Annotated in this window: 13 protein-coding genes; 6 read left to right on the forward strand and 7 right to left on the reverse strand. The window is 72.8% G+C overall.

Annotated elements, in window-relative coordinates; translation table 11 throughout:
* The first annotated feature begins 8 nt into the window (after nucleotides 1-8).
* On the forward strand, nucleotides 9-800 hold the full coding sequence (locus tag ACQEU6_RS37045; RefSeq protein WP_499338336.1) for an alpha/beta fold hydrolase: 792 nt from the start codon (nucleotides 9-11) through the stop codon (nucleotides 798-800).
* A 47-nt stretch (nucleotides 801-847) separates the two neighbouring features.
* Here the strand turns inward: ACQEU6_RS37045 and ACQEU6_RS37050 are convergent, their stop codons facing one another.
* From ACQEU6_RS37050 to mce, 3 genes are all read right to left on the reverse strand, one after another.
* The gene (locus ACQEU6_RS37050; RefSeq protein ID WP_499338338.1) at nucleotides 848-2,338 is read right to left on the reverse strand and encodes an AI-2E family transporter; all 1,491 of its coding nucleotides are present in this window, start codon (nucleotides 2,336-2,338) and stop codon (nucleotides 848-850) included.
* Between the two features lie 100 nt (nucleotides 2,339-2,438).
* A complete protein-coding gene (locus tag ACQEU6_RS37055; RefSeq protein WP_185027575.1) occupies nucleotides 2,439-3,764 on the reverse strand; it encodes a DivIVA domain-containing protein in 1,326 nt (441 codons plus the stop codon).
* A 329-nt stretch (nucleotides 3,765-4,093) separates the two neighbouring features.
* Nucleotides 4,094-4,528: a methylmalonyl-CoA epimerase gene (mce, locus tag ACQEU6_RS37060; protein ID WP_499338340.1), complete on the reverse strand. Its 435-nt coding sequence runs from the start codon at nucleotides 4,526-4,528 to the stop codon at nucleotides 4,094-4,096.
* Nucleotides 4,529-4,635: 107 nt separating this feature from the next.
* Here mce and ACQEU6_RS37065 point away from each other — a divergent pair, with 107 nt between their 5' ends.
* The 3 genes from ACQEU6_RS37065 (at nucleotide 4,636) to ACQEU6_RS37075 (ending at nucleotide 8,978) form a co-directional block, all read left to right on the forward strand.
* Nucleotides 4,636-5,835: an acetyl-CoA C-acetyltransferase gene (locus tag ACQEU6_RS37065; protein WP_499338342.1), complete on the forward strand. Its 1,200-nt coding sequence runs from the start codon at nucleotides 4,636-4,638 to the stop codon at nucleotides 5,833-5,835.
* A 418-nt stretch (nucleotides 5,836-6,253) separates the two neighbouring features.
* On the forward strand, nucleotides 6,254-8,716 hold the full coding sequence (locus ACQEU6_RS37070) for an NACHT domain-containing protein (RefSeq protein WP_499338344.1): 2,463 nt from the start codon (nucleotides 6,254-6,256) through the stop codon (nucleotides 8,714-8,716).
* A 7-nt stretch (nucleotides 8,717-8,723) separates the two neighbouring features.
* Nucleotides 8,724-8,978 (forward strand): hypothetical protein, encoded by a 255-nt coding sequence (locus ACQEU6_RS37075; RefSeq protein ID WP_499338346.1) that lies wholly within the window; start codon nucleotides 8,724-8,726, stop codon nucleotides 8,976-8,978.
* Between the two features lie 26 nt (nucleotides 8,979-9,004).
* Here the strand turns inward: ACQEU6_RS37075 and ACQEU6_RS37080 are convergent, their stop codons facing one another.
* Both ACQEU6_RS37080 and ACQEU6_RS37085 read right to left on the reverse strand, forming a co-directional pair.
* Nucleotides 9,005-9,730: a DUF4230 domain-containing protein gene (locus ACQEU6_RS37080; protein ID WP_499338348.1), complete on the reverse strand. Its 726-nt coding sequence runs from the start codon at nucleotides 9,728-9,730 to the stop codon at nucleotides 9,005-9,007.
* A gap of 34 nt (nucleotides 9,731-9,764) precedes the next feature.
* On the reverse strand, nucleotides 9,765-10,562 hold the full coding sequence (locus ACQEU6_RS37085; RefSeq protein WP_499338350.1) for a DUF2127 domain-containing protein: 798 nt from the start codon (nucleotides 10,560-10,562) through the stop codon (nucleotides 9,765-9,767).
* Between the two features lie 123 nt (nucleotides 10,563-10,685).
* Here ACQEU6_RS37085 and ACQEU6_RS37090 point away from each other — a divergent pair, with 123 nt between their 5' ends.
* On the forward strand, nucleotides 10,686-10,994 hold the full coding sequence (locus ACQEU6_RS37090) for a DUF3817 domain-containing protein (RefSeq protein ID WP_499338352.1): 309 nt from the start codon (nucleotides 10,686-10,688) through the stop codon (nucleotides 10,992-10,994).
* 41 nt (nucleotides 10,995-11,035) lie between these two features.
* On the opposite strand, the gene ACQEU6_RS37095 is transcribed toward ACQEU6_RS37090, so the two are convergent.
* Both ACQEU6_RS37095 and ACQEU6_RS37100 read right to left on the reverse strand, forming a co-directional pair.
* The gene (locus tag ACQEU6_RS37095; protein ID WP_499338354.1) at nucleotides 11,036-12,322 is read right to left on the reverse strand and encodes a hypothetical protein; all 1,287 of its coding nucleotides are present in this window, start codon (nucleotides 12,320-12,322) and stop codon (nucleotides 11,036-11,038) included.
* Complete coding sequence (locus tag ACQEU6_RS37100) at nucleotides 12,315-13,241, reverse strand: ATP-binding cassette domain-containing protein (protein ID WP_499338356.1); 927 nt, start codon at nucleotides 13,239-13,241, stop codon at nucleotides 12,315-12,317. Before ACQEU6_RS37100 ends, ACQEU6_RS37095 begins: the two co-directional genes overlap by 8 nt.
* A gap of 421 nt (nucleotides 13,242-13,662) precedes the next feature.
* Here ACQEU6_RS37100 and ACQEU6_RS37105 point away from each other — a divergent pair, with 421 nt between their 5' ends.
* Nucleotides 13,663-14,616, forward strand: a complete 954-nt coding sequence (locus ACQEU6_RS37105) for a tetratricopeptide repeat protein (protein ID WP_499338358.1) — start codon at nucleotides 13,663-13,665, stop codon at nucleotides 14,614-14,616.
* Nucleotides 14,617-14,648 lie beyond the last annotated feature (32 nt).

Here is a 14,648-nt window from a genome sequence, read left to right on the forward strand (position 1 = left end):
ATTGCCCAATGACGGTGCAGCTGTACGCAAGGGACGTAGGGACCGGCACGCCGCTCGTGCTGCTGCACGCCTTCCCGCTGTCGTCGGCGATGTGGCTCGCCCAGCGCGAGGGCCTCGCCGGCCGGTTCCGGGTCGTCACCCCCGACCTGCGGGGCTTCGGCGGCTCCCGGCTGGGCGACGACGAGCCGTCCGTCGACGCGATGGCCGACGACGTGGCCCGCGCGTGCCGCTCGCTCGGGGTGCGGCGCGCCGTCGTCGGCGGGCTGTCCATGGGCGGGTACGTGGCGATGGCGCTGTGCCGGCGCCACCCCGACCTCGTCCTCGGCCTCGTGCTGGCCGCCACCCGTGCCACCGCCGACACCGCCCCCGTCCGGGAGGACCGGCTGCGGCAGGCCGCCGCGCTGGAGGGCGAGGGCAGCATCCGCGTCCTCGTGGACGAGGTGCTGCCCGGTCTCGTCGGCCCCACCACCTACCGGCAGCGGGCGCTCGTCTACGGGCGGGTCCGCGGCCTCGTCCAGGCGGCGCCGCCGCTCGCCGCCGCGTGGGCGCAGCGGGCCATGGCGGGACGCGCGGACTCCCTCGGGACGCTCGGCGGCCTCCGCGTCCCCGCGCTCGTCATGATCGGGGACGAGGACGCGCTCGCCACCGAGGACGAGGCCCGCGCCATGGCCGAGGCGATGCCGAACGCCGAACTGCTGGTCATCCCGCGCGCCGGGCACCTGTGCGCGGTCGAGCAGCCCGACCTGTTCAACCAGGCGGTGGCGGAGTTCGCCACCGCCCTCGCCCGCACCGCCCGCTGACCCCGGCGCGGGCGCGCCGCTCTGGGCGCGGCGCGGGCGCGCCGCGGCTAGAGCGTCTCCTGGCGCGGTATGACGACCTCGCGGATCAGCAGCGAGATCGCGGCGGCCGTGGGGATCGCCAGCAGCGCGCCGACCACGCCGAGCAGCGCCGCGCCGACCAGCGCCGCCACGATCGTCACCGCCGGCTGGACGTCCACGGTCCGCTTCATCACCCGGGGGTAGACGACGTAGTTCTCCACCTGCTGGTAGATGACGTAGAAGACCGCGCAGACGATGAGGTCGGTCGTGGTCCCGGTCAGGAACGCCACCAGGGAGACGATCACCGCGCCGATCGTGGCGCCGATGAGCGGGATGAGGTCGGTCACCGCGACGATCAGCGCCAGCGCGAGCGCGTACTTCACCCCGAGGACCGACAGGAAGACGTACGAGCACACGCCCGCGATGAGCGCGATCGTGAACTGGCCGGCGACGTAGCCGCCGATCCGGTCGAGGATCTCGTCGCCGAGCAGCGCGACGCGGGCCCGCCGGGTGCGCGGCGCCAGCTGGTAGAAGAACGTCTTGATCTGCGGCAGCGAGCTGAGGAAGTACAGCGTCAGGATCAGGATCGTGATCGTCTGGAAGATGCCGTTGATCGCGACCTTGCCGATGCCGGTGGCGGTGTTGGTGAGGCCCTTCTGGAAGCCGTCGCCGTTGACCGTCTTCTCGGCGCGTTCCAGCAGGCCGTAGCGCTTGTCCCAGTCGGCCAGCGTCTTGTTGTTCTGCAGTTGCTGGACGTACTCGGGGATGTTGTGCCGCAGCTCGGTGACCTGCTCGGACACCGGCTGGACGAGGGAGGCGACGAACCCGGCGAAGAACAGGATCACGATCAGGAACACCGTGGCGACCGCGGCGCCGCGCGGGAGGCCGAACCTGCGGAGCCGCTCCACCGCCGGATTGAGGCCGACCGCCAGGAACATCGCGACCACGATCATGACGAGCACCGACTTGGCGTTCGTCGCGGTCTTCACCAGCATCCAGGCGGTGATGACGCCGAGCGCCGCGGTGAACCCGAACACGAACGGATGCGCGCGGCCGAGCGGCTGGCCGGGCCTGCCGAACGGGAACAGGTGGTCGACGCCGGCCTCGCGCCTGCGCTGCTCGACGTCGTGCGCCGGGTCGGGCGCGCCGGGCTCGGGCGCCACCGGCTCGGTGGCCGACGGCGCCGCCGGGAGGGTGACCGGGGCGCCGGTCGCCGGGTCGCGTTCCCCCACGGGCTGCTCGATCTCCTCGGGTATCAGCGCCCCGCTGGGCGCGACGCTCTCGTCGTCGACGCTCTCACCGGGGCCGCCTTCGCCGCCGCCGGTCTCGCCGGCGCCGGTTTCGTCGCGGGTCCCGCCAGGTGCGGTCTCGCTCTCGCGGGTCTCGCCGGACGGGGCGGTCTCGGTCTCGGCCGTGTCGTCGGCGGGAGGAGCCGGAGCGGGGACCCGGCGGCCGGTCGCGGACCGTCCCTCGCCAGGGGCGGGCTCGCGGCCGTCGTCGTGGGGGGTCTCGTCGGGCACGCCGCTCTCCTCTGTCGTGCGTCTACCGGGTTGAGACGACGGAAAGCCCGGAGGCGTTTCACCGCCACCAGGCTTCCCGTCATGCCCGACCTTTAAGGGGTCACTCCTGCCACCAGTCCTCGTCGTCCTCTTCGGACTTCTTGGCCTGGGCCGGCTTGGCGGGCGCGGCCTTGGCGGCCGGCTGCTGCTTGGGCTGGGCCTGCTGCGCCGGGGCCGGCTTGGGCTCGGCCGCCGGGATGGCGGCCTTCTCCGGGGGCGCGGCCAGCTCGGGCTCGGGGCTCATCGTCGGCGCGACGCCGCCGATCAGCTGGCGCAGCTGGTTGAGGTGGCTGGTGATGCTGTCGCGCTGGCGGGTCAGCTCGTCGACCTGGCGCTGCGCCGCCGTCCGGACGCGGTCGGCCTCGGACTTGGTCTCGGCGAGCAGCTGCTCGGCCTGCGACTTGGCCTCGGCGATCACGTTGTCGGAGTTCTTGCGGGCGTTGGCCATCAGCTGCTTGGCGTGCGAGTCGGCCTCGCGCCGGGTCTGCTCGGCCTGCTGCGTCGCCTTCGCGGCGCGCTGCTCGGCGGACGCGGCGCGCTGCTCGGCCTCGGCGACCAGCTTCTGCGTCGCGGCCTGGGCGGCGGAGTGGCGCTCGGCGTCCTGCCGGTCGGCCTCCTCGCGGCGGGCGGCGAGCTGGATCTCGAACTCGGCCTCGGCCTGGGCGCGCTGGGCCTCGCTCTCCTCCAGGATGCGCTGGGCCTGGGCCCGCATCTCGTCGGCCTGGCGCTTGGCCGTGGTGAGGATCTCGTCGCGCTCCCGCTTGGTCGACGCGCGAAGCTGCGCGACCTCGCGCTCGGTGGTGGTGCGGAGCTTGGCGATCTCACGCTCGGCGGCGGCGCGCTTCTCGGCGACCTCGTGGTCGGCGGTGGCCCGCAGCTTGGCGACCTCGCGCTCGGTGGTGGAGGTCAGCTCGTCGGCCTCGCGGCGGGCGGAGGTGCGCACCTCCTCGGCCTCCCGCTCGGCCGCCTGCCGCATGTCGTCGCCTTCGCGCTGCGCGTTGGCGCGCAGCTCGGAGGCGTCGTTCTCGGCGGTGGCGCGCTGCTCGGCGGCGTCGACCTTGGCCGCGGCCTTGATCTCGTTCGCCTCCGAGCGGGCCGCCTGGACCAGCTCGGTCGCCTGCTCCTCGGCGAGCCGCAGCAGCTGCTCGATGCGGGCGCCGAGACCGGAGTAGGTCGGACGTTCCTGCTCCTGCAGCTGACGATGGGCGTCCGACAGCTCGCGCTGCAGGGCCTGGGTCTGCTCGCGGGTCTGCCGCACCTCGTTGTCGAGCTGCTTGATGTGCTCGTCGACCTGGTGCCGGTCGTAGCCGCGAAGCACCACGTCGAACTCGCGCGGGGGCGTGTCTTCAAAGAAGTTGCTGAGCTGGGCGTCGATGTCGGACTGCATGTGGCTCAATCCTGATGTGACGGGGCTACGGGTGGTTCCGGGGACCGGTTGATCGCCTGGCATGACGGACGCACTTGCCCCAGACCTCTTCCGGCGAATGAAGCGTACTCCGGACACTGCCGTGTTGGGGGCTCATCTTGACGCGCTGCGTGGAATGTCCTTTTTGTTCGAACATGTGACGGGCCCGCGGCAGCCCAGGTGTTGGGGGTGCAAATACACCAGATGTGTCTGAACGGTCACAGAGCGGCGGTCCAAGTCGCGCGGTCGGTGATCGTGATATCGAACACGTCACGATCTTGGCGCACCCCCGCCGGGCCCGTCCTGCAAGATCATCCAGCGTCCGGACGCTTCTGCACCAGCTCCGTCAGGACGCCGTGGCAGTCCTTGGGATGCAAAAAGTTGATCAAGGAACCCATCGATCCGTCGCGCGGCGCGTCGTACAGGACGCGCACGCCCTTGCCGGCGATCCCGGCGGCCTCGCCGGCGACCGTCCCGTCCGTCCCGAACGCGATGTGGTGGACGCCCTCGCCGTTCTTCTCCATCCACTTGGCGACGGCCGAGTCCTCCCGGATCGGCTCGATGAGCTGCAGGTAGCTCGCCGCGCCGTCCCCCGTGTCGTTGATCTTGAGCATGCACTCCCGCACGCCCTGCTCCTCGTTCACCTCGAAGTGCGCGTCGGTGAAGCCGTAGGTCGCCTTGTAGAACTCGACGGTCGCGTCCAGATCGCGGCAGGCGATGCCGATGTGGTCGATACGGGTCAGCATGGGCTTTGTCCCTCCTCGGACGGCCAGGCGGGGGCGAACGGAACCGAACGCCGCTCCCCTGGGTATCGTGGCAAACGTCGCCGCAGCACCACCCTGGAGGCCCCCACATGACCACCTCGTCCGTGATCGTCGCCGGAGCGCGCACTCCCATCGGGCGCCTGACGGGCTCGCTGAAGGACTTCTCCGCGGCCGACCTCGGGGCGCACGCGATCAAGGCGACGCTGGAGCGGGCCGGGGTGTCCGGCGACCAGGTGCAGTACGTGATCCTCGGCCAGGTGCTCCAGGCGGGCGCGGGCCAGATCCCGTCCCGGCAGGCGGCGGTCAAGGCCGGCGTCCCGATGAGCGTCCCGTCCATCACGATCAACAAGGTCTGCCTCTCCGGGCTGGACGCGATCGCGCTGGCCGACCAGCTGATCCGGGCGGGCGAGTTCGACATCGTGGTCGCGGGCGGCATGGAGTCGATGACCCAGGCCCCGCACCTGCTGCCGAAGTCGCGCGGCGGCTACAAGTACGGCTCGGTCGAGGTCCTCGACCACATGGCCTACGACGCCCTCACCGACGCCTTCGACGGCGTCTCCATGGGCGAGTCCACCGAGCGCCACAACGCGAGGCTGGGCATCTCCCGCGAGGAGCAGGACGAGTTCTCCGCACGCTCCCACCAGCGGGCCGCCGAGGCGATCAAGAACGGCGTGTTCGACGAGGAGATCGCCCCCGTCGAGGTCCCGCAGCGGCGCGGCGAGCCGGTCGTGTTCTCCGCCGACGAGGGCGTGCGCGGCGACACCACCGCCGAGGGCCTGGCCCGGCTGCGCCCGGCGTTCGGCAAGGACGGAACGATCACCGCGGGCTCGGCCTCGCAGATCTCCGACGGCGCCGCGGCGGTCGTCGTGATGTCCAAGGCGAGGGCCGAGGAGCTCGGCCTCGCATGGCTCGCCGAGATCGGCGCGCACGGCAACGTCGCGGGTCCCGACAACTCGCTGCAGTCCCAGCCGTCCAACGCGATCAAGCACGCCCTCGGCAAGGCGGGCCTCACCGTCGACGACCTCGACCTGATCGAGATCAACGAGGCGTTCGCCTCCGTCGGCATCCAGTCGATGCGCGACCTCGGCGTCGGCCCCGAGAAGGTCAACGTCAACGGCGGCGCCATCGCGGTCGGCCACCCGGTCGGCATGTCCGGCGCCCGCATCCTCCTGCACCTGGCCTACGAGCTGAAGCGCCGCGGCGGCGGCACCGGCGCCGCGGCCCTCTGCGGCGGCGGCGGCCAGGGCGACGCTGTGCTCATCAGTGTTCCGACTCCGGCGCTTGCCTAGCGGCTCGCTTCGGATCGGACCACGGGCGATCGCTGGCATCGCTTCGGCTCGCCTTGCGGCTCGCTGCGCGATCAGGTTCTCGCGGGCTCGAACCTGCCTTCGGACGCGATCGCGCGGTGGCGGTGGTTGCGTGGCCGGGCTTGGAGGCGCTGTGGTGATTTCGTTCTGCGGGCTTGCCGGCTTCTGGGTTCCGACTCCTCCGGCGCTTGCCTAGCGGCTCGCTTCGGATCGGACCACGGGCGATCGCTGGCATCGCTTCGGCTCGCCTTGCGGCTCGCTGCGCGATCAGGTTCTCGCGGGCTCGAACCTGCCTTCGGACGCGATCGCGCGGTCGCGGTGGTTGCGTGGCCGGCGGGGCGGCTCGCGGTACTTCTCGGGATGCGCGGACACGGCGACTCGTTGTCATCAGTATGTGACTATGAGTACCGGTCGGCGAGTGCTGATCTTCATGACGGCGACCGCGGCGCTGGCGGGCGGCGAATGGTTCGTCGCCTGGCGGCTCCATGTGGGGTGGTGGACCTTGACCACCACCGTGCTGGCGGTCCCGCCTCTGATCGTCACCTTGATGGGCTGGTGGGAACGGGCGGCCGCGGCCGACCCCCGCGCCCCCGCCGAGTGCGCCGACCGGGCCGCGCGGGCCTTGGCCGAGCTCGTCCAGACCCAGTGGCAGGCCGAGATCCAGATCCGCCACCTGAACGACCCGGCGCCGCTGGCCCTGGGCTGGCGACTCACCGACCGGCCCGTCATGGATCATCTGGAACACATCGAACCGGGACGCCGGCTGGCCAGAAGGCTCGGTGGCCGTGCCCGGGAGTTCGGGCGGGCCGACCGGCCGGCCGAACTGGCCGACCGGTTCCGTGCCCTGCCGCGGCGCAGGCTGGTCATCCTGGGCGACCCGGGCATGGGCAAGTCCACCCTGGCGATGCTCCTGCTCCAGGAACTGCTGCGCACCCGCACTCCCACCGACCCGGTGCCGGTGGTCTTCACCGTCTCGGACTGGGACCCCGCCGCGCGACCGGTGGCCGCCTGGCTGACCGACCAGCTCGGCGCCGCCTACCCGGCCCTCGACGCGCCGGAGTTCGGCCGGGACGCGGCGCGGACCCTGATCGGAGGCGGCCGCGTCCTGCCCGTCATCGACGGCCTGGACGAGGTGCGCGCGCGTTCCCGAGCCAGTGTCCTGACCGCGCTCGACAACGGACCGGCCGGCGTCGGCCCCGTGATCATCACCTGCCGCACAAGCGACTACGTCGCCATGGTGGAGGAGGCGCACGGCCGGGTGCTGCGCGGTGCGGCCGTCATCGAACCCGCACCGGCCCCGGTCGACCGGGTCGTCGCCCACCTGCGGTCCTGCCTGCCGCCCAGCCCGCGTCCCGGCTGGACCGAGCTGCTGACCGCGGTGACCGCCGAGCCGCACAGCCCCTTGGCCCGTGCCCTGTCGGCACCGCTCACCCTCTGGCTGCTGCGAGTCGTCTACATCGAGACGGGCCGCAATCCCATCGAACTGCTCGACACCGACCGATTTCCTACCGAGTCAGCGGTCACCACCCACCTGCTCGGACACCTCGTCCGTGCCCGGGTCGAGGCCCCGCACGCGCGGCCGACCGGGCGGACACCGGCCGACGTCGAACGCTGGCTCGGCTTCCTGGCCGGTCACATGTCGGCCGAGGGCACGCGTGACCTGGCCTGGTGGCATCTCGGGCGACTCGTCCCGCGCGGCTGGTTCAAGGCCGGTGCCGGCGTGCTTCTGGGCCTTCTGGTCGCGATCATCGACTGCCTGCTCAACCTGCCCTTGCACGCCATGGGCGGATCGGTCGTGTCCGGCCTGCTGAACGGGCTGGTGTTCGGCACCCTCAGTGCGCTTCTCATCGAACCCGACCGGCCCCGCCCGCGTTCCCGGCCCCGCCGGCCCCGCACCATGTCGCTGCTGAACGACCTGGCCCGGGGCACCCTGCTCGGCGCGCTGGTCGGCCCGCCGATCGGCCTGCTGCTGCTCGCCCTGAACCTGATGGGGCACGACATGGAGGCGGCGCTGCTCAGCGGCCTTCACCACGGTCTGACCATCGGGGCGATCTGCGGGTTGTGGCCGACGCTCACCGCCATGTTCCCCGACTTCCCCGGCGATCCCGGCCTGAGCCTGCGAGGCAAGGGCCGCCTCGTCGCCGCCGAACTGCGGGCCGGGCTCGCCGTGGGCCTGCCGTGCGGGACGGTGCTGGGGCTGGGCTTCCTGCCCTGGCTGCTGTCCTCCCTCCCGGTCGGGCCGGCCGCCTTCCTCGCGGCGGCCCAGATCGGCCTGGGCCTCGGGGTCGTCATCGGCCTGGTCATCGGCCTGGCGGCGGCCCTGGGCGCCCCCCTGGCGGACGCGCCCGCGCTCACCCTGCCCGACGCTCTGCGCCGCGACCTGCAACTGACCGCGGTGCAGGTCATGGGCGTCGGGGTGCTGGTGCTGCCCGTCCTGGTCCTGCTCACCGGCGGATCGTCGATGCGCATTCCCGCGGTCTTCCTGGTGGTCCTCGGGACGACCAGGCTGAGCGCGGTCTACTCCATCACCGTCGCCATCCTCGGCATCCGGCGCCGCCTCCCCTGGCGGCCCATGCGCCTCCTCCAGGACGCCCACCGAGACGGCCTCCTGCGCCAGGTGGGCCCCCTCTACCAGTTCCGCCACGCCGCCCTCCAAGATCTCCTCGCCGCCCGGTCGGCTGATACTCGTGGTGAGGGTCGTCGAGAGCGCCGGCACCGGCGCGAACCGCTCGGCCGACGGCACCCGCAGGCGCCCGCCCCCCTTCGCCGGGGGGACCCGGACCGGCCACGGGTGCCACCGCCGTCCTCGCCGGTCCGGGCGCCGCGCCACCTCCGCCAGACCTCCAGCCGCGACGAGGAGTAGATCTCCAGTGGCCGTCGTCGTCCAACGCCCGGAGCCGATGATTTTGCAGCAGGACGGTGACGGCGCGCCGGTCGAGTTCGGCGACCACCGGGGCGAAGACCGGGTCGCCGAGGTAGGCGCCGTCGTAGTTGGTGACGATGACGAAGCCCTCGGCGTGCAGTTCCTCCAGGGCCCGGCCGATCTCGGCGATGGCGCGGTCAGGTTCGCCGAGCGGGAGGTTGGCGAGCAGGCCGAAGCGGTCCGGGTGGTCGGCGGCCCGTGACCACCGTTGCTCCTCGGCGGCGCTTCCTATTGGGGGGCGGGGGTGATGGTCACCTTCGTGAAGCCGAGGGCCTTGAGCATGTTCTCCAGCATCGACTTCGTGTTGGCGTCGGCGCGTTGCTTCAGGCCGCTCTGGTCCGCGGCGGTCTGGATCTTCTGGGACGCCAGGATGTAGAGCTGCTGCTGGTTGTTGGGGTTGCTGCTGAAGAAGTCGCCGAAGCGGTCGAAGACGCCGCGCTGGGTCGCGTAGACGTAGCTGTTCTTCGTGTCGAGGTTCGTCTTCTCCAGCTGGGCGGGCGGGAGCGTGATCGTCGCCGCCGTCCGGTCCGCGTTGACCTTGAGGGCGCCCGAGCCGAGCCGGGAGAGGTCCACGTAGGCGTCGACCGAGCCGTTGCCGACGAACAGGGTCCGCTTGCCGCGCAGCGAGGACGGCAGGAACTTGGCGTCCTTCTCCAGGTCCACGACGACCTGGAAGTTGCCGCTGGCCGCCTCGTAGCGGTGCAGGTCGCGGATCGACTTCAGCAGGACGGGGCCGCTGCGGTCCTTCGTCTCCTCCTGGAACGGGTTGAGCCAGTGGGGGAGGCCGTGCAGCGCCTGCTGGGCGACCAGGACGAGCGCGACGGTGGCGACGATGATCGCGACCGGGGTGAGCAGGCCGCGCCGCGGGGGGCGGGACCGGCCGGGGGACGGCTTGACGGGCGCGTCGTTCTTCCCGTCGTTCTTCGCGTCGTGCTTCGTTTCCGAGCGAGCCATGTATCCGACATTCCCGGCAGCGGCGTCCGCTACCTCATCCGGCGGGTTCGGGCGCCGGCGGGTTCGGGCGCCGCAGGTCCGACTCGTGGGTCGCCTGCTCCACCTCGATCAGCGACTCGCTGCGAAGATGAGCCTCGTGGGCCGCCCGGCCGCCCCGCACGCCGAATAGCCGTTTGGTGACGACGATGTAGACGATGAGACCGATATTGAGCACCAGCGCCCCGACGCGCAGCGCGGTGACCTTCTCCGCCAGCTCGTAGATCTCGATCGGCAGGCCGAAGCACGTCGCGACGACCGCGAAGTACTCGCCCCAGCGCCGGAGCAGCCACAGCCCGACCGCCTCGATCAGCTCGATCGCGCCGTAGACGATGAGGCCGACGGCCAGCCAGCGCAGCGTCCGCGCGTCCAGGTCGAAGACGTGCCGCACGGACGTGACGACCTTGCTGTGGTCGAGGTCCCAGCCGATCTGCTCGGCGAAGGGCCGCAGCAGCGGGATCTCCTTCTCGAAGATCCGCTCGATCGAGCCGCGGCTGCCGGCGAAGCGCCACACCCCGTACGCGGCGACCAGCACGATCAGGCCGCGGATGCCGCGCTCCACCGCGAAGAACCGCATGATGAGGGCGTCGCGCAGTTCCCGGCCGCGCTTGACCAGCGGCGCCCGGTCGGCCGGGCCGGTCCCGTGCGGCTCGCCGTGCACGTAGGTCCCGCAGCGCAGGCAGCGCCACGCTTCCCCGATGGGGGACGAGACGACGAGCCGCTCGCGCAGCTTCTCCTCGTCCGGCGCGTAGGTGGTGTGCCCCTTGCGCGCGCAGGTCAGCAGGCTCCAGTCCACGCGGACACACTAGAGGCTCGCCGGGGGCGGCATACGTCACGGTTTGCGCACGGTCGTGTGAGCAACGCCATACACGGCGCGGAAACCGCGGGCCGATGCCTCGCCGTTGAGCCGGGCGTGGACATGATTCGTGCTTTCCGGTTCGTCTCCGTCGCCGAGGCGTTCTCGTTCCTCCTCCTCCTGCTGGTCGCGATGCCGCTGAAGTACGGGGCGGACGCGCCGATCGGCGTGCAGGTGATGGGCCCGGTGCACGGCGTCCTGTTCATGGCCTACGTCGGCCTGGTCTTCCTCGTCCGCGAGCAGCTGGCCTGGGACCTCAAGCGCACGGCCCTCGCGCTCGGCGCCGCCGTGCTGCCCGTCGCGCCGTTCTTCGTGGAGCGCCACTGGACGCGGCGCGCCGCCGCGCCGGAACTGGCGGGGCGGGGCGCCTGACCTCCTGCGTGACCGCGGCGGGCCGGGGGGTCCTGTCGCGGTCACGCAGGACGGGGATCCGGGGCCTCGCGGCGGCGGCTCTCGGCGGTGCGGGGGACGCGGAAGTCGTGCGGGCCGAGCGTGCAGGCGCGGTACCCGGCGAAGTGGAGCCGCAGCCAGTCGCGCCGCCGCTGCTCCGTCCAGGAGGCGAACCGGTGCCCGGCGCGCGTGCCGGCCACGGCCGGGGGCTCGTCGCCGAGAAGCCACGCGTCGACCAGCGCGCGGTAGCCGTCGCCGGCCGCGCAGGCCCGCGGGTCCTTGAGCGCCTCGCTGATCTGCCGGACGGCCCGGGACGCGTAGCCGGGCGAGAGGCCCTCGTCGAGATGGACGCCGGCGACGCCGTCCGCCACCGTGACGGGCATCCAGGCGGGACGCTGCTCGACCATGGTGAAGGCGCCGGGCGTGCCGTTCAGCCGCGCGGCGAGCGGGGTGGCGGCCGCCATCAGCTGGGGCAGCGCGTCCCGCAGCGCGGGGTGCACGCAGACGGTGATGGGCCACCTCCGGCACACCGGCTCCGCCTGGACGAGCGAGACCGTCCCGCCGGAGCGGTGCAGGCCGAGGGTGGCGGAGGCGGTCGCGGCCAGCGCCACCGCCAGGGGCAGGACGAGCAGGAGCCGCCGCGTCGCCCACATCACGTAGGCGAGGATCAGCGCGGTGGTCAGCCCGGCGGCCCAGAGGACCTGGACGGCGAACACGGCGGGGCGCAGGGTGGTGAACAGCTGGATGTGGGGGAACGCGGCCGGGGGCAGCAGGCTCCACCAGGACATGCCGGGGATGCGCAGGGCGGCCCACAGGGAGGTCGCGGCGAGCACCAGGGCCGCGGTGGCGCGGTGCGGTGCGACGCGTCCCGTCAGGTAGCCCACGACGACGTGCAGGACGAGCGCGCCCGCGCCCGAGACCACGCCGAGCGGCTGGGGCTGCCCGGCGTGCGGGTGAACGAGGGTGACGGCGACGACGACCGCCGTGGCCACGATGTAGGAGACCAGCGCGGCGGACGACAGCAGCAGCAGGTCGAACAGCACGCCCGTCGCGGGGGAGCGGGCGGTGAGGTCGCGCAGGTAGTCGAGCGGGCGTTCCCGGACGGCCGTCCACGCGGCCAGGCCGGCGGCGGCCGGGCCGAGGAGGCGGACGGCGTTGACCAGCGCGACGACGGAGTTGTCCCAGTAGGCGACCGCCGGGCTGAGCGACAGGCACGCCGCCGCCGTTCCGAGCACGGTGAGGACCGGCACCGCGACGAGCAGTGCCGTGCGGCGGGCGTCCAGCCGGAGCACCCGCCCGAGGTCAGACACCGGTGGCGCTCTCGGCGGGCGACCGCCGCGCCCGCGCCTTCGCAAGCTGTGGCAGGGGCAGCTGCGGCAGCGCCAGGTGCGGCAGCTGGACCTGCGGCAGCGACACCTGCGGCAGCGCGCGCCGGGCGGGGCGGCGCCGGGTCATCGCGTCGACGGTCTGCGGATGGAGGGCGCCGCGCGGGGAGCCGGCGCCCCGCCGGTCGGCGGGGGAGCGGCCGCGGCGGGTGGTGGCCGAGTGCGTGGGCTGCTCGGCGAGCCGGCCGCGGGCGAGTGTGAGGAGGCGGTCGCACCAGCCGGTGAGCGTCTCGGTGGCGTCGGCGGTGACGACCACGGTGGGTGCCAGCGTGCGCAGCACGGGGATCAGCTCGGCCATGGCCGCGGTGAGCGAGTGCCGCCCGGGGCCCGCGGCGCCCGTGGGCCAGGGTTCGGCGGCGGCGCACAGCTCGCCGAAGGGGTCGTCGAGCAGCACCAGGCCCGGCTCGTGGACGCAGGCGGCGGCCAGCCCGGCCCGCAGCCGGACGTCCGGCGGCAGCAGCGCGAGCTCCGTCCCGGCGGCGTCGGTGAGGTCGAAGCGGCGGATCATGCTCTGCGCGGCGGACGCGCTCGTCCGCTTGTAGTACGCGGCGTAGGCGACGAACTCGCCGGCCGTCATTCCCTCCGCGCGCCAGAAGCGGGCGGGCAGGTAACCGATCCCGGCGCGGGCGGCCCGCTGCCCGGCGGCGTTCGTGATGTCGTGCCCGAGAATACGCAGCGCGCCGGTGTTCGGCCTGCGCAAGGTCGCGAACGTGGCCAGCAGAGTGGATTTCCCGGCACCCGGTGGACCGGCCAGGCCGACCACGCCTTCGGGCACGCCGAAGGTCACCGGGCGCAGGAGCCACCGCCCCCCGCGGCGGACACCCATTCCTCGGGCCACGATCACGGAATGCTCCGCGATCACAAGTTTCCCCCCGTTGTTCGTCATGCTGTCGCGGCGGCCGGACGGTGCGCCCGCCGCGCCGGTGGCCTCGGGTCCCCCAACCCGCCACACGGCGCGCCCGCAGGCCGGGCCGCCCCCCGGCGGCTCCGGCCCGGTCGCTTTTGCCGGGCCGCAATGCATCGACATCGTGACTATAACCGGGCTTGGTGATGGCTGTCAGCAATCTAATCGCCTTTACGGCAGGACGACGGAAGTCTTTGCCCGGGGTGCGGCGGGAAAGAGAATAAAAAAGGCGGACAATTCTCTCGATATGCCGCCTATAGGGACGCCCGTACGGACGCGCCGGGCGTGCGGCGCGCACGCCGCGCTCCGCTGGGAGCGTACGGACGTACGGCAGGGCGCGGTCATGGGGCAGGATGGACCCATGCCTTCTCGGGACTTTTCGTTGCACGGGGCCATCGACCTGGGAGCGCGCCAGGCCGCGACAAGGAAGCAGCAGGAGCGCCGGGCCCAGGGCGGCGGTGCGCCGGCGCCGGGCGCGCCCGGCGCCGGGCCCTACGTCGTGGACGTCACCGACGAGACCTTCAACACCGAGGTCGTGGAGCGTTCGCAGTCCGTCCCCGTACTGGTGGACTTCTGGGCCGAGTGGTGCGGTCCGTGCAAGCAACTCGGCCCCATTCTGGAGAAACTCGCCACCGAGGCGGCCGGCAAGTGGATCCTCGCCAAGGTCGATGTCGACGCCAACCCGCAGCTCGGCGCCTACATGCAGCAGATGGGCGTTCGCGGCATCCCGTTCGTGGCGGCGGTCGTCGCCGGGCAGCTGCTGCCGTTCCTGAACGGCGCCGCGCCCGAGCCGCAGGTCCGCCAGGCCATCGACCAGCTCTTCGAGGCGCTGCGCAAGGAGGGCATCCTCCCGGACGCCCCCGAGGGCGAGCAGCCGGCCCCCGGCGCGGAGGCCCCCGAGGCCGACCCGGTCTACTCCGAGGCCGAGGACGCCCTGCAGCGCGGTGACCTCGACGGCGCCAAGGTCGCGTTCGAGCGCATCCTCGCCGTCGACCCGAGGGACGACCAGGCCAGGCAGGGCCTCGCCCTGGTCGGCCTGAGCCTGCGCGTGCGGTCGCTGGACGCCGAGCGCGTCCTCCAGGAGGCGGCCGAGAAGCCCGGCGACGTCCAGGCGCAGATCAGCGCGTCCGACGTGGAGATGGTGTCCGGGCGCATCGACGACGCCTTCGACCGGCTCGTCGGCGCGGTGCGGCGCGGTGCGGGCGACGACCGCGACGCGGCGCGCAAGCACCTGCTGTCGCTGTTCGAGCTCCTCCCGCCGGACGACCCCCGCGTCGGCAAGGCCCGCCGCGGCCTCCAGTCCGCCCTGTTCTAGCCGGCCGCCGTTCCGGCCCGGGCCGCGGTGCG

This window comes from Spirillospora sp. CA-108201 (assembly GCF_050936235.1).
Taxonomy (GTDB): domain Bacteria; phylum Actinomycetota; class Actinomycetes; order Streptosporangiales; family Streptosporangiaceae; genus Spirillospora.

Excerpts from the sequence above, each read along its gene's own strand:
- ACQEU6_RS37045 (WP_499338336.1), top strand. The coding sequence starts at position 9 with ATGACGGTGCAGCTGTACGCAAGGGACGTAGGGACCGGCACGCCGCTC.
- ACQEU6_RS37055 (WP_185027575.1), bottom strand. The coding sequence starts at position 3,764 with ATGCAGTCCGACATCGACGCCCAGCTCAGCAACTTCTTTGAAGACACG.
- mce (WP_499338340.1), bottom strand. The coding sequence starts at position 4,528 with ATGCTGACCCGTATCGACCACATCGGCATCGCCTGCCGCGATCTGGAC.
- ACQEU6_RS37065 (WP_499338342.1), top strand. The coding sequence starts at position 4,636 with ATGACCACCTCGTCCGTGATCGTCGCCGGAGCGCGCACTCCCATCGGG.
- ACQEU6_RS37070 (WP_499338344.1), top strand. The coding sequence starts at position 6,254 with ATGAGTACCGGTCGGCGAGTGCTGATCTTCATGACGGCGACCGCGGCG.
- ACQEU6_RS37080 (WP_499338348.1), bottom strand. The coding sequence starts at position 9,730 with ATGGCTCGCTCGGAAACGAAGCACGACGCGAAGAACGACGGGAAGAAC.
- ACQEU6_RS37090 (WP_499338352.1), top strand. The coding sequence starts at position 10,686 with ATGATTCGTGCTTTCCGGTTCGTCTCCGTCGCCGAGGCGTTCTCGTTC.
- ACQEU6_RS37105 (WP_499338358.1), top strand. The coding sequence starts at position 13,663 with ATGCCTTCTCGGGACTTTTCGTTGCACGGGGCCATCGACCTGGGAGCG.